Here is a 23,175-nt window from a genome sequence, read left to right on the forward strand (position 1 = left end):
TGTCGATGCGGCCGGTAATACTTCGGGTCTTACCATGGACAGGTGGGTACGGGAGCGGTGCTGCCGTTCCATGTCGCAAAGGGGATTTTTGTCGCGGCGCTGAGGGCGATGTCGGCGTGACAGGTCGTGACCGGGGATGTGAGTGTGGACAGGAGCCTGAAGGAGAAGGGGGTGGTGCCGGGTTCACCGTGTTCTTGTGTCAGTTGGTAGATCCGCACATGCGCCGGGCCGGGCTGCGGAACGGGATGGGGGCCCATGTCGCGCGTTGTGACGAACAGCAGAAGGCCGGGTTGTCCGTTCACGCGGGCCGTGGCGAAATGGATGGTCTGGATCGCGTCTTCGCCGGTGTGTGGACTATCCTGAAGCATGTCGAGGAGCGGCCCGTTATGGTTCGCGTTCTGCGTATCCACGAGGTCAGCCTGATCGGGTTGTACGGCGTCGGGGACGGTGACGGCATACAGATGATAGCCCCAGGCGTTTCCGTTCTCCCGCCAGAATGGCGTGACCGTTATGGCGGGAAAGCCCCTCAGGTGCAGGGTGACCGGGCTGTTGCCGATCAGAATGGGCGCGATTTCGGTGATTTGTGGCGTGGCGGGAGCGGCATGTCCTTTCGGGAAACCGAGCGTAACGGCGGAGCAGAGCAGGATCTTCAGGGCGATGCGGCGCATGGAAGGTCTTTCTCGGGAGAGGGCTTGTATGCCAGGGCGGTGTTTCCGATAACGGAGCTGACGATTTCATGTTCCAGACGACAGGGCCATCATGCTTTCAGTGATTTTCGATTCCCTTCCTGCTTTTTCCGCGGATGCGCCCAAAGCGGTCGTCCTGCTGTGCGAGACTGCGGGGGGCGAGACGTTCTCGGCGCTGGACAAGACGACGGCGGGTGCGGTGTCGCGCGCTGTTGCTCTGAAGGGGTTCAGGGGGGAGGCGGGGCAGAGCGTGGTACTGCCAGCTCCGGCCGAAGGGCTGTCGCAGATCGTTCTCGCCGGGGTGACGCCGAAGGGCGGCGCGGTTGTGGATGCCGTGGCGGTCGAGAACGCTGCGGGTCGTGCGGTACGGCTGCTCGATGGTGTTGAAAGCGCGGTTCTGGTCGTGTCCGGGATACTGGAACAGTTTGCTCCGGAAGCGGGGCTGGGCGCGCGCCTGGCGTCTTATGATTTCGATCTGTATCGTACGAAAAAGCCCGGTGCCCGTCCGGTTCTGAAGACACTGAGCGTCGCGGTGTCAGACGTGGCGGCCGCTCAGGCGCGCTGGACGGCTTTGGACGCGGTGTCGCAGGGGGTGATCCTGACACGGAATCTCGTGAGCGAGCCGCCGAATGTGCTTTATCCCCAGACCTTTACGCAGCGCATTGAAGAACTGCGTGAACTTGGCCTGACGGTTGAGGTTCTCGACGAGAAGGCCATGACGGAGCTGGGCTTTGGCGCGCTTCTGGGCGTGGCGCAGGGCAGTGTGCACAAGCCGCGTATGGTGATCGTCCGTCATAATGGCGGTGGCAGCGAGGCGCCTCTGGCCTTCATCGGCAAGGGCGTGACGTTCGACAGCGGCGGTATTTCCATCAAGCCCGCGGCTGGCATGGACGAGATGAAAACGGATATGGGCGGCGCTGCGACCGTGATCGGTCTCATGAGTGCGCTGGCCCGTCGCAAGGCGCCGGTCAATGCGATCGGTGTGGTCGGGCTGGTCGAGAACATGGTGTCCGGCGGGGCGCAGCGTCCGGGCGATATCGTGCGGGCCTATGACGGGCAGACGATCGAGGTTCTGAACACCGACGCGGAGGGCCGTCTCGTTCTGGCGGATGTGCTGTCCTATACGCGCAAGCGCTTCAGCCCGAAGCTCATGGTCAATCTGGCGACGCTGACGGGCGCGATCGTGGTCAGCCTTGGCTACGAGAACGCGGGGCTGTTCAGCAACAGCGATACGCTGGCCAAGGGGCTGGCCGAGGCCGGGTCGCAGGTCGGTGAGGGCCTGTGGCGGATGCCGATGGGCGAGGCCTATAACCGTGAACTCGACTCCGATATTGCCGACATGAAGAATATCGGTGGCCGTCCGGGCAGTGCGATCCTGGCGGCGGAGTTCCTCAAGCGCTTTGTGGGCGATACGGACTGGGCGCATCTGGATATTGCGGGGACGGCCTGGAAGACCAAGGCGTCCGCTATCGCTCCGAAAGGTGCGACGGGCTTCGGCGTGCGTCTGCTGGATTGTTTCGTGAAGGCCCACGAAGCCAGCGCCTGAGGAGCGGGACCACGCCGTGGATGTCGGGTTCTATCATCTGACGCGCACGCCGCTTGAAGAAGCGCTTCCGGCCCTGCTGGGCCGGACGCTGGATGCGGGGGAGCGCGCGCTTGTGCGGTGTCCGGATGCGGAGGCGGTCATGGCACTGGATGCGGCGCTGTGGGCATGCCGGGACCCGGTCTGGCTTCCACATGGGACAGCAAAGAGCGGTCATGCGGCTCGCCAGCCGATCTGGCTGACCGAGGGCGAGGACGTGCCGAACGAGGCGCGGTTCCTGTTCCGCGTGGATGGGGCGGGGCGTGATGAGTTCGCACCCTTTACGCGGATTTTCGATCTGTTCGATGGTGGAAATTCACAATCCGTTCAGCGGGCAAGACAACGCTGGGTGGCGATGAAATCTTCCGGTCACAATCTCGTGTACTGGAAACAGGAAGAGCGGGGCTGGAAAAAGGCGGGGTAAGGTTTCAAATTATGTCTGAGACCCTTGATGGAAGACGCTCCGTAACCGGGGTGCCGTTCATTCCACTGGAGAGGACGCCTGACTGTGCCAGAGCCCGCGAATTCTTGTGCCGCATCTTTCAAAACTGATCTGCGTCGCGTCGATATTAATCCCGATTTCTGGTATCCGCTGGCATGGTCGACTGATCTCAAGCGCGGGAAGACGATCGGGCGACGGTTCGGGCGCTTTCCCATTGCACTGGTGCGTCCCGAAGAAGGAAATGTCTTCGCCCTCGAAGACCGCTGCGCGCACCGTCAGGTTCCGCTCAGTCTGGGCAAGGTCAGCGGTGAGGCGGTCCAGTGCTGCTATCACGGCTGGGCCTATGGCCGGTCCGGGCGATGCATTGATGTGCCGTATCTGGGCAAGGGCAAGCTGCCGAATGGTGTGAAGACGTATCCCTGTCGTGAGGCAGGCGGGATGATCTTCATTTTCCCCGGCGATGCGGAAAAGGCGGAGAGTGTGCCGCTGCCGCCTCTGGCCCAGGTGGACAATCCGGCGTTCAAGACGCGGCGTTTCAGCCCGGTCGTGAAGTGCCACTACACGTTCATGCATGAGAACCTGATGGACATGAACCATCAGTTTCTGCACCGCCGCCAGATGGGGCAGATCAGGGCGCGTTTCCTGGGGCAGGACGCGGGTGAGAACTTCATTGAGGCGCGCTACAGCTTTGCGCGGACGGGAAACCAGCAGCCACTGGCGGAACGTCTGATTTTCGGCAAGCATCACGATGATCCGAACCGGGAGCAGCCGGTCGAGGAAATCGTCAGCATCCGCACGACCTATCCGTATCAGAGCCTGAAAATCCATGACAAGGACGGCGATCTGGTCATGGAACTGTTCAGCGTTTATGTGCCCAATGCGGCGGATGGCATGAGTACGCAGTGTTTCGGCCTGCTGTCGGTGCTGCGGCCCAAGACGCCGTTCCTGATCGACATGATCTGGCCTGCGCTGGGTATCTTCACGCACCGGATCTTTGAAGAAGACCGCGAAATCATGGAACTGGAGCAGAACGCCTGGCGCGAACTGGGCGGCGATCATAACGTCGAGGTCTTCCCGATCGTGCGCAGGCTGCGGGATCTTCTGGCACGGAACGGTGTCGCGCCGGGAACCGATACGGTGGGGCAGGCTGAAGTTGCGAGGGAACAGCCGGCTGATCCTGTCGTTGTCTGAGGACACGGACAGGAAACGGTTATGAAAACAGTCACACTCAGGAATGGTGTCACGGTTCCCGCGCTGGGCATGGGAACCTGGAATATCGGCGACAGTACCGCGCGGCGCGTGGACGAGATCGAGAGCCTGCGTCGGGGGCTGGAAGCCGGGCTTCGTGTTGTCGATACAGCGGAGATGTATGGGGGTGGCCGGTCGGAAGACCTGGTGGGAGAGGCCATCGCGGATGTACGCGATGACGTCTATCTCGTCAGCAAGGTCGTGCCGTCCAATGCGTCCTATGATGGGGTGCGCAAGGCGTGCCGGCGTTCACTGAAGCATCTCGATACGGACTGGATTGATCTGTATCTGCTGCACTGGCGCGGGGGTACGCCGCTTGAGGAGACGATCCGTGCGTTCGAGGATCTGAAGGATGACGGGTTGATCCGGGGCTGGGGTGTTTCGAACTTCGATGTCGATGACATGGAAGAAATTGAAAGCCTGTCGGGGAACTGTCTGGTCAATCAGGTTCTGTACAATCTTGAGCATCGCGGGACGGAGTTCGATCTTCTGGATCATGATCTGGGCATCGATACGGTCACGATGGCGTATTCGCCGCTCGGGCAGGGCGGAGAGCTTCTGGAGCATCCGGCCCTGAAAGACGTAGCGTCACGTCATGAAACATCTCAGGGGCCCGCCGATCCGGCGCAGATCGCACTGGCCTGGGTGCTGCGCCGGCCGAATGTGATGGCCATTCCGAAGGCTGGGTCGCCGAAGCATGTTGCCGGAAATCTGGCCAGTCTGGAGATCACTCTGACGGATGCGGATCTCAAAACGCTGGACAGTGCTTTCCCTCCGCCGAAACGCAAGGTATCTCTCGCCATGATCTGACGGTCGTGATGATTGCGGTCCGTTTCCACCCCTTGTCCGGACCGCGCCCTGCATATTTTCGCCTCCCTTTTCCACGTTGATCCGGTTTCTCTCTGTCTGGCGTTTCTGGTCGTTCCTGCCTGTGTGCAGGCGATGCAGCCGGGGCAGGCAGGGAGAGCCGTGATTCTCTGTGTGGCGGCGCTGGCTGCGGTTCTGGGCCTGTCGCCAGCCGTTCAGGCAGTCGCGCTGGGTGTGATTGCAGCGCAGGACCGGGAGGCCTGTCCGGCAGTCTGGAGCGTTCCGGCTCTGCTGTTGTCCGTGCTGTTTCCTGCCCGGACATTCGTCGTGCTGGCAATGCTGCCGGTCCTGTTCTGGTCCGCGCTGGTGCGCCGGCCTGACGGGGGACAGGAAGGCGGGGCATCTCCCGCCGTAACGGGCATTTTAGGCGTATCGCTGGTCTGGCATGCGCCGACAGCGGTTCCGTCGGAACTCGTCGCGGGGCTTGGGGCCGCTGTCATCGGGCTGCTTGGCCGGTCTGTGCTCGGGGCCTGTCGCCCGGGAGATCTGGGGCTTTTGCGGCCTGTTCTTCTGATGGTTCTGGTCGTGGCGGCGCAGGCGGAAGGGCTTGCGGTCTGTGCCCGGATAGCACTGGAAGCCACACTTCTCGATCTGTCACTGCTGGTTCTGACGGCCGCACTGGGACGCGCGTTTCCGGTGCTGTCGGTGTTGCGGCTGCCGTTTCCGCCTTTGCCGGGACTGGTTGTCCTGTGGCTCGGGATTCATGCCGCGCTTGGTATGGCGGCGGGTGTCGAAGGGTGGAGCGTGCTTGGGGTGGCGGTCGCCCTGCTGCTCGGCCTGCTGGGTCTGTCGGATATTCTTGTTGTGGGGCGGGTGTTCCGTGCCTGTCAGGGGCGTGTTCCGGGCGTTTGCGTCCTGCTGGTGGGGGCTGGAAGTCTGCTGTTGCCCGGTCTGGCGTTCGGGGTGGTCAGTCCGGTCCTGCATTTCGTGGGTGGAGAGTGGGTCTGGCCTGTCTGGCGTATGGGCGGCGGCGATGGAGCCTCTCTGCGGTTGCCGGCTTTCGTGCTGACGGGGGCGGTTCTGTGGTGCGTGCTGGTGCGTCCCTGGCGGATTGTCGGCGGGATCGTGCAGACGGCTTCCACGCTTCTTCCTGCACTGGGAAACCTGCTTTCGGTCGGGGACGGTCTGTTTGAGGAAGCGCCGTCCCTGGGCTGGAAAATACGCTGCGTCATTGTGGCGGGGCGTCGTCGTCTCAGGGCGCTTGGGGGCGTAAAGGCTCCTGTTCTTCCTGATCTGCGTCAGGGCGCGGTGGGGCTCTGGCTCGTGCTTCTTGGTCTCGTTCTGGCGGTGCTGGGAGTGATGGCGTGATGGGGCATGAGATCGGCCTGATCCTGCTGTCGGTGCTGGAAGCACTGTTTCAACTGGGGCTGCTTCTTGTTCTGGCGCCCGTGATGGGCTGGTGTCTGGACAGCCTGCCGTTCTGGCTGGCGGGACGGTCGGTCGGGACAGTAAGGTTCCGTCTGTTGCAGGCGGTGCGTTTCTGGAGATCGCTGTTTCAGGTTCCGCTGGGCGGGCGTCCGGCACTGGCGCTGACGACGGGTGTGCTGACGCTTGTGTGTCTGCCGGCGGTTACGACGGGATCGGTGCTGTCGTCGCTGGCTGATCCGCTTGTTATCGGACTGGTCGTGCTGCTGGGGCGCGGATTTCTGGGGCCGGGCCTGGTGCAGGGTGAGGCGGCGCGTCTGGTGCCTGCGGTTCTGCTCCTGTGTCTGACCGAGGCCCTGATCGCTCTGGCCGCGCCGGGAACGGACGGGCTGTCTGGCCTGTGTGCGATGCTGCATATCGAGCCGGAACCCGGCCTGGAGGGTGCGCTTGCGGCCTGTGCCCTGGCGCTGGGAATTGTCTGTCCGCCTCTGCGGTCAGAGGACGTGACGCAGATGCTGTCCGGTCTGCGGGGCCGGCATGAGCGTGAGACCGCGCGCAGTATCGCCGATGTGCTCAACTGTGGCTGGCTGCTGCTGCTGGGGGATCTGGCGCTGCCGGTGAGTGTGGGGCTCGCGCAGGGTGGCGTGCAGGGCTGGTGGCTCGGGCTGCTGGCGCTGGGCGGACGGCTGGCGCTGACTGTGGCTGTGGCGGTCGGGCTGCGTCTGATGGCGCAGGAGCGGAGTGCCCGGCTGACGGCGCTGTTTGCGGGTGTGGCGCTTCTTCTGGCTCTGGCGGGGAGGTTCGGCACATGATCGTCGGATTTGGATTATTGCTGCTTCTGGCGCTGGCGGGGCTGGGCAAGGACGGGCGGGGGCTGCCGCTTTACGGGGCGGTCTGTGCCTTTGCGGGGGCGACGGTCTGTTCGGGGTTGATGGCGCTTCTGACATCTGCCGCTCTGGTTGGGCTGAATGTTCTGGCCTGGGCCTGGCTGCGGCGGTTTGCGCCTGAAGCGCCGGACCGGGCGGCTGTTCTGCCGGTTGTCGGGACGCTTGTGCTGCTGCTCGCGCTCGGGCTGTCGGGTGCGGGTCTGGGGCTCGCGCCTGTTCTGGGTGCGGGCGCGGTTCTGGCCGGTCTTTGCGGTGCTGCGTGGGGGACGCCGCTGGTTCAGTTCACGGGATTGCTGCGGGCAGCGGACGGGCTGGTTGTTGTGGCCTGTGTGCTGCATTCATGGCCGCTTTTTGCGGCGGCGCTGAGTTTGTGGGGCGTTCTGGCTGCGCTGGGTGTCACGCTTCTGCCGCGTCTGGCGTGGCGCAGGGTGGAGGACGTCTGATGCATCCGCTTGCTCCTGTCGGGACGCTGTTTGCCGTAACGGTCTGGCCGCTTCTGGCGGCGTTGCTGCTGCTTTTGACGCCGGAAAACCGCCAGTCTTCCAGTAGTCTGACTTTCGCTGTGGCGGGGCTCGCCATAACGCCGCTGGCTGTCTGGCTCATGCCGGGAACGGATGCGCTTGCCGCCGCATGTTCGTGTCTGGTGACAGCCATTCCGCTGCTTCTGCCGCAGGCTCAGGATCGCACTGGCCGTATTTTGCCATTTCTGGTGACGGGCTGTGCGCTTCTGGCGCTGAATGTCCATTCGGCCTTTGCCGTGACGGTTCTGTGTGGCGCGGGAACGGTTCTTCTGGCCTGGCGCGAGGGGCGTGGGCCGCGCAGGGCGCTTGTTGTCTGGGATATGGCGCGCAGCCGGCTGGGCGGTGTGGTTCTGGGGCTTCTGGGGGCCTCGCTTCTGCCGATGCAGCAGTCGTCGCTTGGTGCGGTGCTGCTGACGGTAGGGCTGTGCATGGTGGCGGGGCTTGGGCCGTCGCCGGCTCCGGCGCCTGAGGCAGCACTTCTGGATACGGGGCTTCGGTTTTCGGCACTCATGCTGATGTTCCGGCTGAGTGCGTATCCGCTGGTTCATCTGCTGATGCTGATCGCGGGGTTCGGGACGATCATCATGCTCGTCCTCTCGCGTTCCTCCGGGGCGTCCTCTGGCCGGAGTACCTCCCTGCCGATGCTGTCTGCCTTCGGGGCTCTGGCGGCTGCGACCGGGGAAGGCACGGCGCTGGTCCTGCTGCTGCTTGCGGCGCTCGGGCTTGCGGTTCTGGACCTGCGCGGGGCAGTGGGCGAGGACGGGATCGCGGCCGGGGCTGCGCCCTGGCCGGTGTTCTGTGCGCTTGTCGGGATAGGGCGTTCGCTTGAGACGGGGCAGCTTGTTCTGCTGGTGGTGTGTCTGCTGCCCACTTTGTGGTCTGTGCGGCACAGGACGCTTCTGCCGGCGTTTGCGCGGGGAGAGCGGGGCATGGTGGCCGTGATGCAGGGGGTTCTGCTGCTGGGGGGGCTGTGTGGTCCGCTGTTGCTGGCCTGGCACCCGGTGACGGGGTGGCGGCCATGATGGGGATGGGGCGGATCATCCGCAGCGGCGAGCGGGTTGCGCTTTCGCATTATCATCTTGATGCCGAACAGTGGAGCGCGATGCTGTCCGCGCCGGGTGCGACACTGCCGCTGATATCCTGCTGGGCGGACGATGCCCGTGCCTATGTGCTGCTGCTGGAGGGGGATCGCCCGCTTGTGGCGAGTACGGCGGTGGAAGAGCGGCGTTATCTTGCGCCGTCCTCGCGTTTTGCCGGGGCCGAGTGGGGTGAGCGCGTAGCGTATGACCTCTATGGCGTGGAAGCGATGGATGCCCGCGGGAACGGAGCACCGGCGCTGGATGAGGGCGGCTGGACGTCCACCTGGCCGCTGTCGTCCCGTCCGGGGCCGGCGGCGGGAGGATTGCGGCCGCTGGCGGGAAGCCATCTGCTGCGTCCCGAGCAGACGGGGCTGAGCGGACCGCTGGAACTGTCCTTCGAGGTTCTGAAGGGCAAGGTCCGGAGTGTGGAGGTCTGCGCGGGCGGCGCGCATCGCGGGGTCGTGTCGCGCTTGCTGGGACGGACGCCGGAAGAGGCCATGCCGCTGGTGTCGCGGATGACGGCGGGTGGGTTCGTGGCGCATCCGCTGGCTTTTGCGCGGGCTGTGGCGCAGGCGCGCGGGTTGGTTCCGGGGCCCGGCATCCGGGATGTCTGGATGGTACTGCTGGAGATCGAGCGGATGTCGCTCCATCTGTTCGACATGGCCCGGACGGCGCGGGGCGTGGATGCGGAACTGCTCGCGACGCATTGCGATCATGCGCGGGAAGTCATCGCGCGGGCCTGTGCGGAGCAGGGCGTTTCGCGCCGTCTGATGGATATGGTGGCCTGTGACGGGTTTCGGGATGGGCTCGAGATCGTACCGCTGGCTCAGGCCGTTCATGCGGCGATGCAGCCCCGTCTTGCGGCGCTGGAAGAGCTTCACCGGGTTTTTGCGCCGCGTCTGGACGGGTTTGCGGTTCTGGATGTGCGGTTGGCCGAGCGCTTTGCCGTGGGCGGCGTGACCGGGCGCGCGAGCGGTCGCAGCATGGATATGCGGCGGCGGGAGGCCGGGATGCGGCTGGAGGCGTTGCGGGCGACAGGATCGAGCCAGGGGGATGCCCGGGCGCGGGAAGAGCTGCGGCTTGCGGAGATCCGCGATTCCCTGAAGCTTCTGGAGCGGATTCTGGGGAGCATAGGTCTGGAAGACGACGAGCCCGCGCCGGATCGGACGGATGAGGGCATTGGCGTGGCCGAGGGGGCGCGCGGAGACGTATGGTACTGGGTGCGCCTGAAAGACGGGCGGATCGAGGGCCTGCATGTGCGGGACCCGGGCGTGTCGCTTCTTCCGGTTCTGGGCGCGATGCTGCGGGGCTATCCAGTCAGGCGGGTGCCGGCGGCTCTGGGCTCGATCGGGATTTCACCGGCGGGGATTGCGCTGTGAAGACTGTGCAACGGACGGGCCCTCTGAGCCTGCTTTACGCTTTTATGGATGCAACGCGCGGGCGGCCGTCTGCGAAGGGAGCGGCTTCGCGTCGGGAGCGGCCGATCGGGCTGTATGTCCTCGAGACCGGTGGCTGCGAGGGGTGCTTCATGGAGATCGAGTCCCTCAATGGCAGCGCGTTCGCGCTGGAACAGGCGGGTTTTGTCTGTGTGAGCGATCCGGCGGATGCGGACTGGCTGCTGCTGACCGGGGCGGTGACGCGGGTCTGCGCCGAAATGGTGGACCGGGTGTGGCGGGCGATGCCGCCGGGCCGATGTCTGATTGCTGTGGGGGCGTGTGCCGTGGATGGCGGGCCTTTTCCGGCCGGTTATGCGACGCTGGGGGGCCTGGAGGCCCTGACGCCGGTGCGGCGTTCGATTACGGGATGTCCGCCGTCGCCGGACGATATTCTGCGGGCTTTGCAGGAACTGGCGCAGGTCTGAACGGTTTGGTCGGGCGCGGGAATTTTCCTGAAACAACGAAGTTTTGTCCCCCGACGGCTTGCCGTGACACGGTTTCGCGTTAAAGCAGATGGACGCACTGGATGCGTTTTCCATGAGGTTCGGTCGCCTGTTGTTCAGGTCACCGTATAGAGCACAGGGCTAGAGATGGCTGATTATCGCCTTGGAATTGATCTTGGTGGCACGAAGATCGAAATCGCGGTTCTGAATCGTTCGGGCGATCTTGTCCTGCGTGAACGTATTCCCAACCCTGGTATCTATAATGAAGCCGTCCTGGCCATCCGTGATCTGGTGATGGATGTGGATCGTCGTCTGGGAGCGGTGCCCAGCCATCGTGTTTCGGCAGGCCAGCACACATCCACGCTGGGGATCGGGATTCCGGGGTCTATTTCTCCGGAGACCGGGCTGATCAAGAACGCCAATGCGACCTGGCTGAACAACCAGCCTTTCGGGCATGATCTTGAATCCGCTCTCGCACGTCCTGTCCGTACGGAAAACGATGCGAACTGCTTTGCACTGTCCGAGGCGGCCGATGGTGCAGCCAAGGGGATGCTGACCGTGTTCGGTGTCATCATCGGGACCGGCATGGGCGCGGGGATCGTCAATAATGGTCGCGTGCTGGAAGGCCGCCATCACATTGCTGGCGAATGGGGGCATCTGCCTCTGCCCTGGCCGACGGAAGACGATATGCCGGCCCGTGACTGCTTCTGCGGGAACAAGGGCTGCATGGAGCGCTATCTTTGCGGTCCCGCGCTGGCGGCGGACTGGAAGGGGCCGGGCAACCGCAACACGGCCGGGATTGAAGAGGCAGCCGCCAATGGCGATCAGGCTGCGATTGCGGCGCTCGGTCGTTATACCGAGCGTTTTGCCCGGGCCTGCGCCATGGTCATCAACTTCCTCGATCCGGATGTGATCGTTCTCGGTGGCGGCGTCTCCAACCTTCATACGCTCTATGAGCGCGTGCCGCCGCTTCTGGCCAAGCATGTTATTACCCCGGTCTGCACGACGCCGATCGTACGGAACAAGCATGGTGATAGCTCTGGCGTGCGTGGTGCGGCATGGCTGTGGGACGTGACGGAATAAGCCTGTCGCAGACTGGATATGAAAAAGGCCGCCCGGATGACCGGGCGGCCTTTTTTGTTGGCATTTCCCGCTCTCAGGCGGGTTCTTCTTCCACCGTTTCCGACATCTCCTCCGCCGCCAGTTTCAGGCGGTGATAGGACCGGCGGGAGAAGGGCAGGATTGCAATATAGAGCAGTCCCGCACCGGCAAGAGCGCCCCAGGGGTCTGCGACCAGAAGGGCCGCATACAGGCCGGTTCCGAGCATCAGGGGCAGGACGTAACGGGCCGGAACCTTGAAATTCTTGAAGGACCAGACCGGCAGGGTCGAGACCAGTAGCAGGCCCGTGACGGTCAGGCAGACGGCCGAGACGAGGGGCAGGCGCGCGAAGGCAGACAGTCCCTCGGCATGCAGGCGGTCGGCTTCGAGCCCGAGGAAGACCGGGAACAGGACCAGTCCGGCCCCCGCGGGGGCCGGGACGCCCGTGAAGAAGCTGTATGAATATTCCGGCTTGTCGTCGTCATCGAGGCTGGCGTTGAAGCGGGCGAGACGCAGCGCCATGCAGACCGTGAACAGGATGCATGGGACGAAAGAATAGCGTCCGGCATGTTCGAGCGACCACATGAGCAGCACGAAGGACGGAGCCACGCCAAAGCACACGAAGTCCGACAGACTGTCGAACTCGGCGCCGAAGCGTGTGGCGCCTTTGAGGAGACGTGCGATGCGTCCGTCCAGCCCGTCGATGCAGGCTGCGATCAGGAGCGCCACGGCCGCGGGTTCGAACTGGTGTTCGAGCGCGAAACGCATGCCGCTGAGCCCGGCGCAGAGACCGAGCATCGTCATGATGTTGGGGATGAGGCGGTTGAACGACGGCCCCCGCACGCGGGTACGGGGATTGCGCCCCATGCGTCGAAGCCTGCGTCGGATGCGGCGTCTTTTGGCGGGGCGGATGGGGTCAGCCGTGGGCGGTGTGGTCATGAACGGCGTCTGGCTCAGAGCTTCGCCAGGACAGTTTCGCCACCAACCATGGTCTGTCCTTCCACAACCAGGGGTTCAACGCCGGGCGGCAGGTAGACATCGGTGCGCGAGCCGAAGCGGATCAGGCCGAAGCGTTCGCCGGCTTCCACCCGGTCGCCTTCTTCGACGAAGCACAGGATGCGGCGGGCGATCAGCCCGGCGATCTGGACAACACCGATGTTGCGACCGTCCGGCAGCGTCAGACGCAGTTCGTTGCGCTCGTTGTGCTCGGACGCCTTGTCGAGGCTGGCATTGAGGAACTTGCCGGCGTGATAGGCGATCTTCGTCACTTCACCGGCGGCTGGCATGCGGTTGATGTGGACGTTCAGTACGGAGAGGAATGTCGAGACGCGCCAGACCGGGGTATGGCCCATTTCCAGCGCGGGCGGTGGCGTGACGAGGGCGACTGATGTGACGCGACCATCGGCCGACGCCAGAACCAGATCGGCACGCGGCGGCGGGACGCGCTTGGGATCGCGGAAGAAATACAGACAGAACGCCGTGAAGGCGATGCCCGCATTGCCGAGCAGGCGCGTGGCGCGCCATGGCGTGGCCCGTCCGAGCAGTCCGATGAACGAACCGGCGAGAAGGAAGGGAGTCGCGGCGCGGTGCGGCGGCGACAGGACGAGCTTGAAGGACTGGATCAGCGACATGGAACGCACTCTTACGGCACACGGCGGGAGGGTCAAGAATTCGCCACAAAGAAGGCGTTTTTCGGGCAGGTTTTCCGCTCGAAACGGTCTCAGGCAGGTTCTGCGATCTGCCGGGGGAGCGGGACGCGCAGTTTTTCGTCAATCAGTGGCGTGCCTGCATAGACGTTTTTGCGGGCTGTGACGATATGAACGCCGCCGCAGGGAAGATGGAGGCTCCGGCCCATCCGCTCTGTCAGACGGCCCTGCGTGAGGGAAAGGGCGGCAGGAGGGATCATCAGGGCGCCCTGATGCTGTTCGATCCGGAACAGGGCCTGATCGAGGAGGCGGGTCAACTGGCCGCTGCTATAGGGGATGCCGTGGCCAAAAGGGGTTGCGTCGGAATGCGCCCAGAAGCCGGAGCGGTTGGGCACGACCAGGGTAAGGAGGCCGTCATCCGTCAGAGTCCGCCAGATGGCGCGCAGGAAGTCCGGCGCAAAACGGGTGAACTCCAGCCCATGCACCACGAGAACACTGTCCATCGACAGATCGTCGAAAGGAAGGGAGGCGCTGTCGACCACACAGTCATATTGCGACCGATTACGGGATTTCTGGGTCTGGGAATGATTCAGGCGTGCGCAGACCGCGAACTCAGCATTTGGCGGCAGATATGGGGCCGTGTAGCCTATCCCCAGAATGCGTCGGCCGCGCATGGTTGGCATGACGTGTCGCAGCCTGTCGTCGAGGAGTTGAGCCGTGCGGCGACCCTGTCGGCTTTCGTAGAAAGTTGCGGCATCATCGGAACGGGTGCGGTTCAGGAACGTCAGCATTCGGTTACCTAATCAGCAGGACTTTCGAAGGGGAACAGTCATGCCACCCGATATCAAGCCGATTCCGGTTCTTTCGGATAATTATGCCTGGTTGCTGACCGCGGCCGGGGGTGCTCGTGCCATTGTCGATCCCGGTGAGGCGAGGCCGATCATCGACGAAATCGGGGAGGGCCGTCTTGACATGATCCTGCTGACCCATCATCACGCCGACCACACGGCCGGGGCGGAGGCGCTGCGAGAGCGTTATGGCGCACAGGTTTACGGACCGCGCCAGAAGCAGGAATGGCTCCCTCGGCTGGATCACGCCGTTGAGGACGGGGACAGCTTTTCATTGGGTGACACGCAGATCAGTGCGCTGTCCACGCCAGGTCATGCGGTGGGACACGTATCGTATGTCGTGCCCGAGGTTCCGGCGCTGTTCTGCGGAGACGTGCTGTTCAGTCTGGGTTGCGGGCGGCTTCTGGAAGGCACGGCGCAGGAACTGTTCGACAGTCTGCATCGCTATGACAGTCTGCCGCATAATACGCTTGTCTGTGCGGGGCACGAATATACGCGCTCCAACCTGGCGTTCGCGCTGCATGTCGATCCGGATAATGCTGCCCTGAAGGCGCGGGCCGGAGAAGTTGAACGACTGCTGGAAGCCGGGCGGCCGACGCTGCCGGTCACGCTGGGTGTGGAGCGCAGGACCAATCCGTTCCTGCTCGCGCCGGATGTTGCGACCTTCGCGCGGCTTCGCAGGGAAAAGGATACGTTCTGACGATGCCATAAAAAAAGCCCCGCTCGAAAGAGGCGGGGCTTTTTTTATGGCATCGTCAGGCCGTTACCAGCCGAAGATGACCTTCTTGAGCAGTTCGGCGCCAAGGCCCACGACGACGACGCCGCCAGCCCAGATCGCCACGAACCAGCCCACACGTTTCATCCAGTTCAGGAAGCCTGGCTTCTCGTCGGGCTGACCGTATTCGATGCGCATGGGGCTGGTCCTTTACCGTCAGTGGTAGTGGTGCCCGGCGGACATTTTTCCGCGGAACACATAGTATGAATAGGCGGTGTAGGAGAGGATCAGCGGCAGGAGGAACATCGTGCCGACCAGCAGGAAGGTCTGGCTCTCCGGCGGAGAGGAGGCCTGCCAGATGGTGATGGTCGGCGGGACGATATAGGGCCACACATTGATGCCCAGACCGCTGAAGCACAGGAAGAACAGGCCCAGCGTCGCGATGAATGGCAGCAGGTGCGAGCGGGGGTTGCGCAGTCCAAGGAACAGCACTCCTGCGAGAACGACCACTGCAACCGGGACTGGTGCTACCAGAGCGAGCTGCGGCAGGGCGAGCCAGTGCTGCATGTAAGTGGTGTGGAGCATCGGCGTCCAGATCGAGACAAGCGCGATCGTCACCAGCATGAGTCCGCCAAGGACGAAGGCAATGCGGCGCATCGTGTCATGCAGCTCGCCTTCGCAGCGCCACAGAAGCCAGGTTGCGCCGAGAAGTGCGTAACCGATGACCACGGCAAGGCCGCAGAACAGGGCGAACGGAGAGAACCAGTCGAAGCTGGATCCGACGAACACGTTGTTCTCGACCTTGATGCCCTGGACGAGCGTTCCGAGGATGACGCCCTGCATGAAGGCGGCCACGAAGGAGCCACCGCAGAAGGCCGTGTCCCAGAAGAACTGGCTCATGGGCGTTTCCGACTTGAAGCGGAACTCGAAGGACACGCCGCGCAGGATCAGGGCCAGCAGCATGAACAGGACCGGCAGGTAGAGCGCCGGAAGGATCGTGCCGTAAGCCACGGGGAAGACGCCGTACAGCGCCGCGCCGCCGAAGATCATCCAGGTTTCGTTGCCGTCCCAGACGGGGGCGACGGTGTTGACCATGAGGTTGCGGTGATCGTGGTCCTTTTCCCTGAGGAAAAGGATGCCGATCCCGAGGTCGAAACCATCAAGGCAGATATAGAGGAAGATGGCTGTTGCTGCGAGCAGCGCCCAGACCACCGGGAGCCAGAAGCCGGCTGTTTCTGTCATGGTTCTTACTCCGCCATGCCAGCGCCGGCCGTGGGGCTGGACGGGGGCTGATGAGAGACCTGTGTTGTACCTGCGGCACGCTGGGGCTGGTCTTCAGCGGGGCCATGTTCGCCCGGATGGGGTTCTTCGGCAAAGGTCCGCAGCAGGATGGTGATGCCACCCATGAACACGATGAAATAGACGATGATGAAAGCGATCATCGATGTTGCGATACTCGGCAGGGCGATCGGCGAGACGCTGTCGGCAGTCCGCATCAGACCATAGACAGTGAAAGGCTGACGGCCGACTTCGGTGGTGATCCAGCCACACAGCAGGGCGAGGAAGCCTGCCGGAGACATGAACAGGGCGACCCGGTGCAGCAGCGGCGTATCGTACAATTTGCCTTTCCAGCGCAGATACAGCGACCACAGACCGACCAGCACCATCAGCATGCCGAGGGCGACCATGATGCGGAAAGAGAAGAACAGCAGCGGAGAATAGGCGCGGTCTTCCTTCGGAAAATCCTTCAGACCCGGGACTTTGCCGTCCAGGCTGTGCGTCAGGATCAGCGAGCCCAGATAGGGGATTGCGATCTTGTAGTGCGTCGTCTCGTTTTCCATGTCGGGAATACCGAACAGGAGTTCCGGAGCGCGGCTTTCGGATTCCCAGTCGCCTTCAAGGGCGGCGATTTTGGCGGGCTGATATTCCAGCGTGTTCAGACCCTGCGTATCACCGGCCAGAACCTGGATCGGCGAGACGATGGCGGCCATCCACATGGCCATGGAGAACATCAGGCGGACCTGTTCGGATGCCTGACGACCTTCACGACGCGCCTTGAGCAGATGCCATCCGGCTACACCCGCCACAATGAATGCCACGCACAGAAATGCTGCGAGGCCCATATGGACGATGCGGTACGGGAAGGAGGGGTTGAAGACGATCTGCCACCAGTCAACCGGCAGGAAGCGCCCGGTGGCCTCGTCGATGCGGTAGCCGCGCGGGGTCTGCATCCAGGAATTGGACGACAGGATCCAGCTCATGGAAATCAGCGTGCCGATCGAGACCATGCAGGTGGCTGCGAAATGCAGGCCCTTGCCGACGCGGTTGAGGCCGAACATCATGACGCCGAGGAAGCCGGCTTCAAGGAAGAAGGCCGTCATGACCTCATAGGCCAGCATCGGACCGAGGATCGGACCGGCTTTTTGCGAGAAGGCCGACCAGTTTGTTCCGAACTCGTAGGACATGACGAGGCCGGAGACCACGCCCATGCCGAAGACTACGGAGAAAACCTTCAGCCAGTATTTGAAAAGGTCGAGATAGGCGCTGCGCCCAGTTTTGAGCCACAGGCCTTCGAGAACTGCGAGATAGGCTGCGAGACCGATCGAGAATGCCGGGAACACGATGTGGAACCCGACCGTAAACGCGAACTGGAAACGCGCCAGGAATAAAGCCGACAAGCCAAACATGTCGATTGCCTTCTGGGTAGATGGCGAAACGCAGAGACCGACAGGAAGGATGTCGGCTCCCCGCAGACCGCACGCATAACAGGATAACGAAGTCGTGATCTCTTCGCGTGTTGCCGTCTTTTGTACCTTTTAAACGCATTTGGCCAGAAAAAGTTTGATACTCCGGACATGATTTTGACAAAAATCAATGTGGTATCCGGGATTTTTCCGGCCGTGTCAGGGGGTTCTGAAACTCTGGCTGACAAGTGCTGAAACCGCCTGCGCATCCGGGAGGATCTGACCATTGACGACGGGCATGGAGAGCGAAAAGGGGCGCTCCTTCATGCCCGGGATGCCGGATGCTTTCTGCAGCAGTTTTTGCAGCGTTGCCTGAAGGTCGGGAGCGAGATGCGACTCTATTTCCGGACGATCGAGGAGACGGGAAGCCAGTTCCTGCCAGTGGGTCATGGTGAGGGTGAGCGTACCGTTCTGTTCCGGTAGGGCGAGGGCGCCTGTCAGGGTGATCCGGTTGTCCGGGGAGGCCGGGGCAGGAGTGGCTGATGCTTCCTGCAGGATGAGCCGTCCGTAGGATGTGGGGTCGAGCAGGGAAAGTCCCGGCGATGACTGCGATGCTGTGAGGGCGATTGCCAGACGTGCGTTGCGCAGGTTGCTGGAGAGGCCATAAGGCAGGGGAAAGCCGTTGACTGTGGCGGCATGCGCGATGAGGCCGAGGCGTGTGGCGTCCGGGCTGGCAGCGGGAAACCGGATGAGGCGTCCGGACAGGGTCTGTGTGGAGAACTGTCTGTCCGGCCATCTGCCGGAAAAGGCCAGTTGAAGCCGGGGTGCCGAAAAGACCAGGTTTTCCGGATTGCGGAAGCGGATCTGAAGGCCGGAAGCCAGTACGGTCAGAACATTCTCATTCACGGCGAGGCGGGCGGCCTGATGTCCTGTCAGGGAGAGTGGAAGTCCCGCGTGGAGCAGGGAGAACCATGATCCGCCCAGACGGATGTTCTCACCGGCCCACCCTGCACCATAAGAAGAGACGGCCGAGGCGGGGTGTGTGCCGTTCAGGCGGTTGAGTTCCACCCAGGCTCCGAAGGGCCAGCCACCCCTGTGCAGTGGAGTCGTCTCAACCTTCCAGCCATTTTCGCGGGCGGCGGTCAGGGCGGTTTGGGCCGTGGCTTCCAGCCTGTGGACGGTCTGGAGCCAGAAGAGTGTATCGAGCTCTGCGGATATTGCGAGAAAGGCAATCAAGACCACAGCAGATCGGCCGTAACGGACAGTAAAGAATGGACGAGCCATTGGGCATGTCTTTTCAGGGGTGACTGTGGGATTGGTCAAGCCCTACCTGTTTTATCCCCAGCCATTGAAAGTGGCCTCCATGAGTTTGAAAATGCTCACGGATGCCTGACCAAAAATGGAATCCCGATAATCGGAGACCGGTGAAAAGTGCGGAAGATCAAGGTATGTGGAGATTCTGTTAAGGGCGGTCCGTCATGATTGCGCCAGCTCCGGAAGGCTGTTGAAAGATTTAAGTTTTTTTCAGGTCGATCAGACATTTTCCGGGTCCACAGAGTTATCCACAGGATCACGGGGCAGGGTATGGGTTGTGCACAGGTCGTCCCACGCGCTCTCCAGAGCCTGTGTGAAGGCTTTGCGTTCCTGCTGCGGAGGCAGAGACTGGCCGATGACGACGTGCAGGGTTCCCGGACGTTTGAGCCAGGCATTGCGGTCCCAGAACAGGCCTGAATCGGTGGCGACGGGCACGATGGGAACGTCTGCCTGGCGTGCCAGGGCGACGATGCCGGGCTGAATCGGATGGCGCTCTCCGGGAAGGGTCCGGGTGCCTTCAGGGAAAATGATGATCTGGCGATTATCGGCATGGGCCGCCTTGGTGTCCCGCATCATGTCGCGCAGGGCTTTCGGGCCGGCCTTCCGGTCGATGGCGATCATGCCGGTCAGGAGCAGCATCGGGCCGACGACGGGGATGCGGGTCAGTTCGGACTTGATGATGTAGTCGGGTCGGTCAACGAGCGTCATCCAGATGAAACCGTCGAAGAAGGACTGGTGCTGCGAGGCGATTAGCAGCGGACCGGGAGGCAGGTTCTCGCGCCCCGTGACCTCGATGCGTACCGAGCAGATCCGGGTGAAACCGGCCAGAACGGCCCGCGCCCAGAGTTTCGCGCAGGAGAGAGCCAGCGTCTGGTTTTTCATCAGGCGGATCGGAATGGTTCCGAGGCCCATGAACAGGGTGATCCAGAAAAGATAGAGATTGAAAAGGACGCCACGCAGAATGCTCATCATGGTGTTCTGCACACCAGAAAAGTGATTCCGACACAAGGGCTGTCAGGTGCCGTCCAGTCCTTCCCGGCCATCCGGAAGGCCGGTGAGGACACAGATTTCCGCGCCGAGGAACTTGTTGTATTCGCGAAACATCAGGAACAGGGTCCGGCGGGAAAGGGGTGCCTGAAGGGCGAGGGGCACGACCGGATAGGGGACGAGAGCCAGATCCGGAGCCACGCGATGGATTTCGAGAACCGCCCGGCGGATATGGTAGCCGGCCGTGACGACCAGAAGGCGGTGGAGGTGATTGTCACGGGCCCACTGGGCGGTTTCGTGGGCGTTGCCGATCGTGCTGGTAGCACGGCGGCCCAGTGTGATGCGCTGCGTGATGCGCTCTGTCGGGGGGGAGGACAGGGATTCCCGCTGGGAGTGCAGGATATGTTGCAGCGTGACATGAGGGCCGACCCCCGAGATCAGAAGCAGGTGCCCGTATCCACCTCGCAGAAGCGTGATGGCCGTATCGACGCGCTGTTCTCCGCCGGTCAGGGCGACGATTCCATCGCAGACGGGGGCCGTGACGGACGCCTTGCTCGCGTCCTGAATGAACCATGCGAATCCCGCCAGCCAGAGCCCTCCCACTGCCAGACACGTCAGACCCACGCATCTCAGGAACAGCCGCTTCATGGCAGGCGCCGGAGCCAGACGAGCACGACGGTCTGCGCGGTGAGCCAGCCCAGGCATGCGGCAATCAGAGGCAGCGCGCCAAGCTCTTCGAGAAGGAGGCGGGGCAGGACATGCAGGGTGTTCCACCAGTTGGCCAGCATGGTCTGCCATGTTGCCGCGGGCAGGGATGACGGGCCCGCTTCATGTGAAAAGGGCGCCAGTTTCCGTGCGAGCAGGGTGATGACCGGGCTCAGGAACAACAGTCCGGCAAGGCTGCCGGCGAGACTCAGGAGGGCGGCCCTGCCAGCGATACGACTGGAGATCGTTACATCTCCGGCACCGAGGAAATGGACGATCTCGACGGCCTTGCGCTGGGCCATCACGGAGCGGCGGACGGTCATGCCGACTGACAGGACCACGATGGCGGCGATAAGGCTGACCGCCAGCCAGGCACAGGCGACGAGGCTGCTCCCCAGACCGTTGAGCCGGTCTCCCCAGCGGCGGTCCTCTTCCACGACGGCTTCCGGCAGCGCCTCATGCACGACCTTACCCAGATCAGGTGTTCCGGTATGGGCGACGATCAGAACGACGGGCAGGGAAAGGCCGGGAAGATGCCCGCTGTCCGTGACCTGCCCGAGCCATGGGGCGAGAAGGGTCTGCACCTGCGGGGGAGAAAGTTCCCGGACAGTCGTGACATCGGGCGTTTTATGAAGCGTCTGGATGAGGGCGCGGGTGCGATCCTCAAGCTGGGGCGTGTCGGACGGGATCTCGATCGTGGTGGCGTTGCGTGCGGCGCCAGCCCAGCCTTCGGCGAGAGTCTGCACGCCTGTCAGCCCGGCGATTGAGAGCCCGGCCAGCAGGGTCATGAGTGCGACCAGAAGCGGCAGGCTGCCGGAGCGCAGGCCGGGGGAGACAGGCGCGCTCATGCTCTGTCGCTCCGGTGTGCGGCGATTCCGTCCTGAGGATCGGCCCCTGCGAGTGTGCCGTCCTGAAGGACGATGGACGAGGCCGGGGCTTCGCGGACCAGCGCTTCATTATGGGTGGCGACGATGACGGTCGTGCCCATGTCCACCAGTTCCTGAAACGTGGCCAGCAGGCGACGGGCCTGCGCATCCTCAAGGGCGTTGGTGGGTTCATCGGCCAGCAGGACTTCCGGACGGCCGATCAGGGCCCGGGCGATGGCGGCGCGCTGCTGTTCGCCGCCCGAAAGGGTTCCGGGGCGCTTGTCAGCGAGATGCGCGACGTCCAGCCATTCCAGAACGGAAAAGGCCTCACGTCTGGTGTCGCGTTCGGAGGCGCCGCGCAGTCTCAGCGGGAGAGCCACGTTGTCGAACACAGTCCATTCCCCGATCAGGCGATAGTCCTGGGGAACAAACCCGATCCTCCGCCGCAGGTTCCGTAGCGTGGACCGGCTGGCCTGACTGACGGACACGCCAAGCAGGTCCATCTGACCGGAAGAGGGGCGTGTTTCGAGCGTCAGGAGGCGCAGCAGACTCGATTTGCCGGCTCCGGACGGTCCGAGCAGCCAGCGGAACTCTCCCTGCGGGACGGTGAGCGTCAGATTCCGCAGAACGGGCTGTCCCACGCCGGGAGGCATCATCGAGACATTCAGGAGGCGGATCATGATGCTTTCATTGAAAAGGCGGGCAATCTATTAACCATTTAATAACGATCATTTCGTCATAACAGGCAAGCACACGGATCAGGCTAGGCCGGATCGGAGCCGGCTGTCGAAGGGATTGATTGAATGCGCATTGAATGTCCCCACTGTCATGCAGTCTTTGAGGTCCCGGAGGCGCTGGCAAAAGGGGTCAAGCGTCTGCGTTGCGCCAACTGTGGAGACAGCTGGGAACTGGGTGCGCCCGCGGCTTCGAAACTGGAAGAGGCGCCCGAGGGGGCTGTCGCCGCGCCTGAAGTTTTCGAGGTTCCGGAAGAGGAGGCTGCGGCTGCATCTTCCGTTGCGGAGTCGGCGGTTTCGGGGCCCGAAGGGGCGTTCCGGGCGACCGGGGCCATGGCCAGCCGCAGCAATGCGCGCCGTTCCGCGGTTCTGCATTCGCGCTCGGCCGGAGAAATGCAGGCGCCCGCAGATACGGCTGGTCCGTCGATGATCGGGTCCACCAGAGTCTGGATTGCGGCCTGGGGCGCCAGTCTTGTTCTGGCAGGGTCCGGGGTTGCCGCGCTGTGGTACTGCAAGGGCGCTGGCGTTTTCGGATTTCTGCCTGGGGTCGGACATTTCTCCTGACCCCCGCGAATCTTACATGTTGCGGGCAGCGAGGGCCGAGACCGTGGCCCCGATCGCGGCGATGGCCATGAGGAGGATACCGTCGAAAATCAGGGAGCCCGGTGTGACGAGGTGAGAACCGATCTGCAGATGGTTCGGGAGGGTCCCGGCGACATGGTTCATGATGTCACGGGCCTGCGGATCGGCCGTGGCGGCGCTCGTGGTGATCGCGTTGACGATATGTGGCAGAATGTACCAGCCTACTCCCAGAATCAGCAGGAGAGGCGCCATAAGCTCGGCGATCTGCTGGACCAGATAGAAGGCGAAATAGCAGACCGACCAGATACCCGTCCGGATCATGGAGGACGTGGTGAGCGATGAATCGCTGCGGCTGCTGCGGCCCAGAAGGCGGTCCGTGATATGGGGTGGGGGCTGCATGTCCATAGATATGGCTTCCAGTGGTCCGGCAACGGGAGTT

The 23,175-nt window shown here is 63.2% G+C and carries 26 protein-coding genes; 13 read left to right on the top strand and 13 right to left on the bottom strand.

Translation table 11 applies throughout. From position 1 onward, the window contains the following. Positions 1 to 29: 29 nt before the first annotated feature. Complete coding sequence (locus GFJ39_RS01815; protein WP_153429282.1) at positions 30 to 668, bottom strand: hypothetical protein; 639 nt, start codon at positions 666 to 668, stop codon at positions 30 to 32. Between the two features lie 91 nt (positions 669 to 759). Here GFJ39_RS01815 and GFJ39_RS01820 point away from each other — a divergent pair, with 91 nt between their 5' ends. The 11 genes from GFJ39_RS01820 to GFJ39_RS01870 all read left to right on the top strand — a co-directional run bounded on the left by GFJ39_RS01820 (position 760) and on the right by GFJ39_RS01870 (position 11,639). Then, a complete protein-coding gene (locus GFJ39_RS01820) occupies positions 760 to 2,232 on the top strand; it encodes a leucyl aminopeptidase (RefSeq protein ID WP_153429283.1) in 1,473 nt (490 codons plus the stop codon). Positions 2,233 to 2,248: 16 nt separating this feature from the next. Further along, positions 2,249 to 2,692 (top strand): DNA polymerase III subunit chi, encoded by a 444-nt coding sequence (locus GFJ39_RS01825; protein ID WP_325062782.1) that lies wholly within the window; start codon positions 2,249 to 2,251, stop codon positions 2,690 to 2,692. Positions 2,693 to 2,776: 84 nt separating this feature from the next. Then, positions 2,777 to 3,901 (top strand): aromatic ring-hydroxylating dioxygenase subunit alpha, encoded by a 1,125-nt coding sequence (locus GFJ39_RS01830; protein WP_325062783.1) that lies wholly within the window; start codon positions 2,777 to 2,779, stop codon positions 3,899 to 3,901. A gap of 21 nt (positions 3,902 to 3,922) precedes the next feature. Next, a complete protein-coding gene (locus GFJ39_RS01835; protein ID WP_153429285.1) occupies positions 3,923 to 4,768 on the top strand; it encodes an aldo/keto reductase in 846 nt (281 codons plus the stop codon). A 12-nt stretch (positions 4,769 to 4,780) separates the two neighbouring features. Then, on the top strand, positions 4,781 to 6,133 hold the full coding sequence (locus GFJ39_RS01840; protein ID WP_194285253.1) for a hypothetical protein: 1,353 nt from the start codon (positions 4,781 to 4,783) through the stop codon (positions 6,131 to 6,133). Continuing rightward, positions 6,133 to 7,002 (top strand): hypothetical protein, encoded by an 870-nt coding sequence (locus GFJ39_RS01845; protein ID WP_153429386.1) that lies wholly within the window; start codon positions 6,133 to 6,135, stop codon positions 7,000 to 7,002. Before GFJ39_RS01840 ends, GFJ39_RS01845 begins: the two co-directional genes overlap by 1 nt. Beyond that, positions 6,999 to 7,520, top strand: a complete 522-nt coding sequence (locus GFJ39_RS01850) for a hypothetical protein (RefSeq protein ID WP_041110742.1) — start codon at positions 6,999 to 7,001, stop codon at positions 7,518 to 7,520. The genes GFJ39_RS01845 and GFJ39_RS01850 overlap by 4 nt, the downstream gene beginning before the upstream one ends. After that, the gene (locus tag GFJ39_RS01855) at positions 7,520 to 8,620 is read left to right on the top strand and encodes a hypothetical protein (RefSeq protein ID WP_153429286.1); all 1,101 of its coding nucleotides are present in this window, start codon (positions 7,520 to 7,522) and stop codon (positions 8,618 to 8,620) included. The genes GFJ39_RS01850 and GFJ39_RS01855 overlap by 1 nt, the downstream gene beginning before the upstream one ends. Next, on the top strand, positions 8,569 to 10,056 hold the full coding sequence (locus GFJ39_RS01860) for an NADH-quinone oxidoreductase subunit D-related protein (protein WP_325062784.1): 1,488 nt from the start codon (positions 8,569 to 8,571) through the stop codon (positions 10,054 to 10,056). The genes GFJ39_RS01855 and GFJ39_RS01860 overlap by 52 nt, the downstream gene beginning before the upstream one ends. Next, entirely contained in the window at positions 10,053 to 10,538 is a 486-nt protein-coding gene (locus GFJ39_RS01865) for an NADH-quinone oxidoreductase subunit B family protein (protein WP_325062785.1), read from the top strand. The genes GFJ39_RS01860 and GFJ39_RS01865 overlap by 4 nt, the downstream gene beginning before the upstream one ends. 165 nt (positions 10,539 to 10,703) lie before the next feature. Next, entirely contained in the window at positions 10,704 to 11,639 is a 936-nt protein-coding gene (locus GFJ39_RS01870; protein WP_153429287.1) for an ROK family protein, read from the top strand. 73 nt (positions 11,640 to 11,712) lie between these two features. Here GFJ39_RS01870 and GFJ39_RS01875 read toward each other — a convergent pair whose 3' ends face one another. From GFJ39_RS01875 to GFJ39_RS01885, 3 genes are all read right to left on the bottom strand, one after another. Beyond that, positions 11,713 to 12,594, bottom strand: a complete 882-nt coding sequence (locus tag GFJ39_RS01875; RefSeq protein WP_153429288.1) for a CDP-alcohol phosphatidyltransferase family protein — start codon at positions 12,592 to 12,594, stop codon at positions 11,713 to 11,715. A gap of 14 nt (positions 12,595 to 12,608) precedes the next feature. Beyond that, positions 12,609 to 13,286, bottom strand: a complete 678-nt coding sequence (locus GFJ39_RS01880; protein ID WP_153429289.1) for a phosphatidylserine decarboxylase — start codon at positions 13,284 to 13,286, stop codon at positions 12,609 to 12,611. Positions 13,287 to 13,375: 89 nt separating this feature from the next. Continuing rightward, a complete protein-coding gene (locus tag GFJ39_RS01885) occupies positions 13,376 to 14,092 on the bottom strand; it encodes a methyltransferase domain-containing protein (RefSeq protein WP_153429290.1) in 717 nt (238 codons plus the stop codon). Positions 14,093 to 14,132: 40 nt separating this feature from the next. Between GFJ39_RS01885 and gloB the strand changes: the two genes are divergently transcribed. Continuing rightward, positions 14,133 to 14,849, top strand: coding sequence for a hydroxyacylglutathione hydrolase (gloB, locus tag GFJ39_RS01890; protein WP_153429291.1), 717 nt, complete (start codon positions 14,133 to 14,135; stop codon positions 14,847 to 14,849). Between the two features lie 63 nt (positions 14,850 to 14,912). On the opposite strand, the gene GFJ39_RS01895 is transcribed toward gloB, so the two are convergent. The 8 genes from GFJ39_RS01895 to GFJ39_RS01930 all read right to left on the bottom strand — a co-directional run bounded on the left by GFJ39_RS01895 (position 14,913) and on the right by GFJ39_RS01930 (position 22,100). Next, on the bottom strand, positions 14,913 to 15,062 hold the full coding sequence (locus tag GFJ39_RS01895; protein WP_086648760.1) for a DUF2474 domain-containing protein: 150 nt from the start codon (positions 15,060 to 15,062) through the stop codon (positions 14,913 to 14,915). 18 nt (positions 15,063 to 15,080) lie between these two features. Beyond that, complete coding sequence (gene cydB, locus GFJ39_RS01900; RefSeq protein ID WP_153429292.1) at positions 15,081 to 16,106, bottom strand: cytochrome d ubiquinol oxidase subunit II; 1,026 nt, start codon at positions 16,104 to 16,106, stop codon at positions 15,081 to 15,083. A gap of 5 nt (positions 16,107 to 16,111) precedes the next feature. Then, a complete protein-coding gene (locus GFJ39_RS01905; protein ID WP_153429293.1) occupies positions 16,112 to 17,551 on the bottom strand; it encodes a cytochrome ubiquinol oxidase subunit I in 1,440 nt (479 codons plus the stop codon). 216 nt (positions 17,552 to 17,767) lie between these two features. Further along, positions 17,768 to 18,832 (bottom strand): DUF2125 domain-containing protein, encoded by a 1,065-nt coding sequence (locus GFJ39_RS01910; protein WP_153429294.1) that lies wholly within the window; start codon positions 18,830 to 18,832, stop codon positions 17,768 to 17,770. Positions 18,833 to 19,081: 249 nt separating this feature from the next. Continuing rightward, positions 19,082 to 19,831, bottom strand: a complete 750-nt coding sequence (locus GFJ39_RS01915; RefSeq protein ID WP_153429392.1) for a lysophospholipid acyltransferase family protein — start codon at positions 19,829 to 19,831, stop codon at positions 19,082 to 19,084. Positions 19,832 to 19,876: 45 nt separating this feature from the next. Next, positions 19,877 to 20,497, bottom strand: a complete 621-nt coding sequence (locus GFJ39_RS01920; protein WP_153429295.1) for a YdcF family protein — start codon at positions 20,495 to 20,497, stop codon at positions 19,877 to 19,879. Continuing rightward, on the bottom strand, positions 20,494 to 21,402 hold the full coding sequence (locus GFJ39_RS01925) for a cell division protein FtsX (RefSeq protein WP_153429296.1): 909 nt from the start codon (positions 21,400 to 21,402) through the stop codon (positions 20,494 to 20,496). Before GFJ39_RS01925 ends, GFJ39_RS01920 begins: the two co-directional genes overlap by 4 nt. Then, a complete protein-coding gene (locus GFJ39_RS01930) occupies positions 21,399 to 22,100 on the bottom strand; it encodes a cell division ATP-binding protein FtsE (RefSeq protein ID WP_153429297.1) in 702 nt (233 codons plus the stop codon). Before GFJ39_RS01930 ends, GFJ39_RS01925 begins: the two co-directional genes overlap by 4 nt. A 123-nt stretch (positions 22,101 to 22,223) precedes the next feature. Between GFJ39_RS01930 and GFJ39_RS01935 the strand changes: the two genes are divergently transcribed. Next, entirely contained in the window at positions 22,224 to 22,718 is a 495-nt protein-coding gene (locus tag GFJ39_RS01935) for a zinc-ribbon domain-containing protein (RefSeq protein ID WP_153429298.1), read from the top strand. A 12-nt stretch (positions 22,719 to 22,730) separates the two neighbouring features. On the opposite strand, the gene GFJ39_RS01940 is transcribed toward GFJ39_RS01935, so the two are convergent. After that, entirely contained in the window at positions 22,731 to 23,141 is a 411-nt protein-coding gene (locus GFJ39_RS01940) for a hypothetical protein (RefSeq protein ID WP_153429299.1), read from the bottom strand. Between the last annotated feature and the right edge of the window lie 34 nt (positions 23,142 to 23,175).

It is taken from the genome of Gluconobacter aidae, assembly GCF_009547075.1.
Classification (GTDB): domain Bacteria; phylum Pseudomonadota; class Alphaproteobacteria; order Acetobacterales; family Acetobacteraceae; genus Gluconobacter; species Gluconobacter aidae.

Excerpts from the sequence above, each read along its gene's own strand:
- gloB (WP_153429291.1), top strand. The coding sequence starts at position 14,133 with ATGCCACCCGATATCAAGCCGATTCCGGTTCTTTCGGATAATTATGCC.
- GFJ39_RS01855 (WP_153429286.1), top strand. The coding sequence starts at position 7,520 with ATGCATCCGCTTGCTCCTGTCGGGACGCTGTTTGCCGTAACGGTCTGG.
- GFJ39_RS01820 (WP_153429283.1), top strand. The coding sequence starts at position 760 with ATGCTTTCAGTGATTTTCGATTCCCTTCCTGCTTTTTCCGCGGATGCG.
- GFJ39_RS01930 (WP_153429297.1), bottom strand. The coding sequence starts at position 22,100 with ATGATCCGCCTCCTGAATGTCTCGATGATGCCTCCCGGCGTGGGACAG.
- GFJ39_RS01835 (WP_153429285.1), top strand. The coding sequence starts at position 3,923 with ATGAAAACAGTCACACTCAGGAATGGTGTCACGGTTCCCGCGCTGGGC.
- GFJ39_RS01875 (WP_153429288.1), bottom strand. The coding sequence starts at position 12,594 with ATGACCACACCGCCCACGGCTGACCCCATCCGCCCCGCCAAAAGACGC.
- GFJ39_RS01915 (WP_153429392.1), bottom strand. The coding sequence starts at position 19,831 with ATGAGCATTCTGCGTGGCGTCCTTTTCAATCTCTATCTTTTCTGGATC.
- GFJ39_RS01910 (WP_153429294.1), bottom strand. The coding sequence starts at position 18,832 with ATGGCTCGTCCATTCTTTACTGTCCGTTACGGCCGATCTGCTGTGGTC.
- GFJ39_RS01845 (WP_153429386.1), top strand. The coding sequence starts at position 6,133 with ATGGGGCATGAGATCGGCCTGATCCTGCTGTCGGTGCTGGAAGCACTG.
- GFJ39_RS01935 (WP_153429298.1), top strand. The coding sequence starts at position 22,224 with ATGCGCATTGAATGTCCCCACTGTCATGCAGTCTTTGAGGTCCCGGAG.
- GFJ39_RS01940 (WP_153429299.1), bottom strand. The coding sequence starts at position 23,141 with ATGGACATGCAGCCCCCACCCCATATCACGGACCGCCTTCTGGGCCGC.
- GFJ39_RS01885 (WP_153429290.1), bottom strand. The coding sequence starts at position 14,092 with ATGCTGACGTTCCTGAACCGCACCCGTTCCGATGATGCCGCAACTTTC.
- GFJ39_RS01880 (WP_153429289.1), bottom strand. The coding sequence starts at position 13,286 with ATGTCGCTGATCCAGTCCTTCAAGCTCGTCCTGTCGCCGCCGCACCGC.
- GFJ39_RS01815 (WP_153429282.1), bottom strand. The coding sequence starts at position 668 with ATGCGCCGCATCGCCCTGAAGATCCTGCTCTGCTCCGCCGTTACGCTC.
- GFJ39_RS01850 (WP_041110742.1), top strand. The coding sequence starts at position 6,999 with ATGATCGTCGGATTTGGATTATTGCTGCTTCTGGCGCTGGCGGGGCTG.
- GFJ39_RS01920 (WP_153429295.1), bottom strand. The coding sequence starts at position 20,497 with ATGAAGCGGCTGTTCCTGAGATGCGTGGGTCTGACGTGTCTGGCAGTG.
- GFJ39_RS01870 (WP_153429287.1), top strand. The coding sequence starts at position 10,704 with ATGGCTGATTATCGCCTTGGAATTGATCTTGGTGGCACGAAGATCGAA.
- GFJ39_RS01925 (WP_153429296.1), bottom strand. The coding sequence starts at position 21,402 with ATGAGCGCGCCTGTCTCCCCCGGCCTGCGCTCCGGCAGCCTGCCGCTT.
- GFJ39_RS01895 (WP_086648760.1), bottom strand. The coding sequence starts at position 15,062 with ATGCGCATCGAATACGGTCAGCCCGACGAGAAGCCAGGCTTCCTGAAC.
- GFJ39_RS01905 (WP_153429293.1), bottom strand. The coding sequence starts at position 17,551 with ATGTTTGGCTTGTCGGCTTTATTCCTGGCGCGTTTCCAGTTCGCGTTT.
- cydB (WP_153429292.1), bottom strand. The coding sequence starts at position 16,106 with ATGACAGAAACAGCCGGCTTCTGGCTCCCGGTGGTCTGGGCGCTGCTC.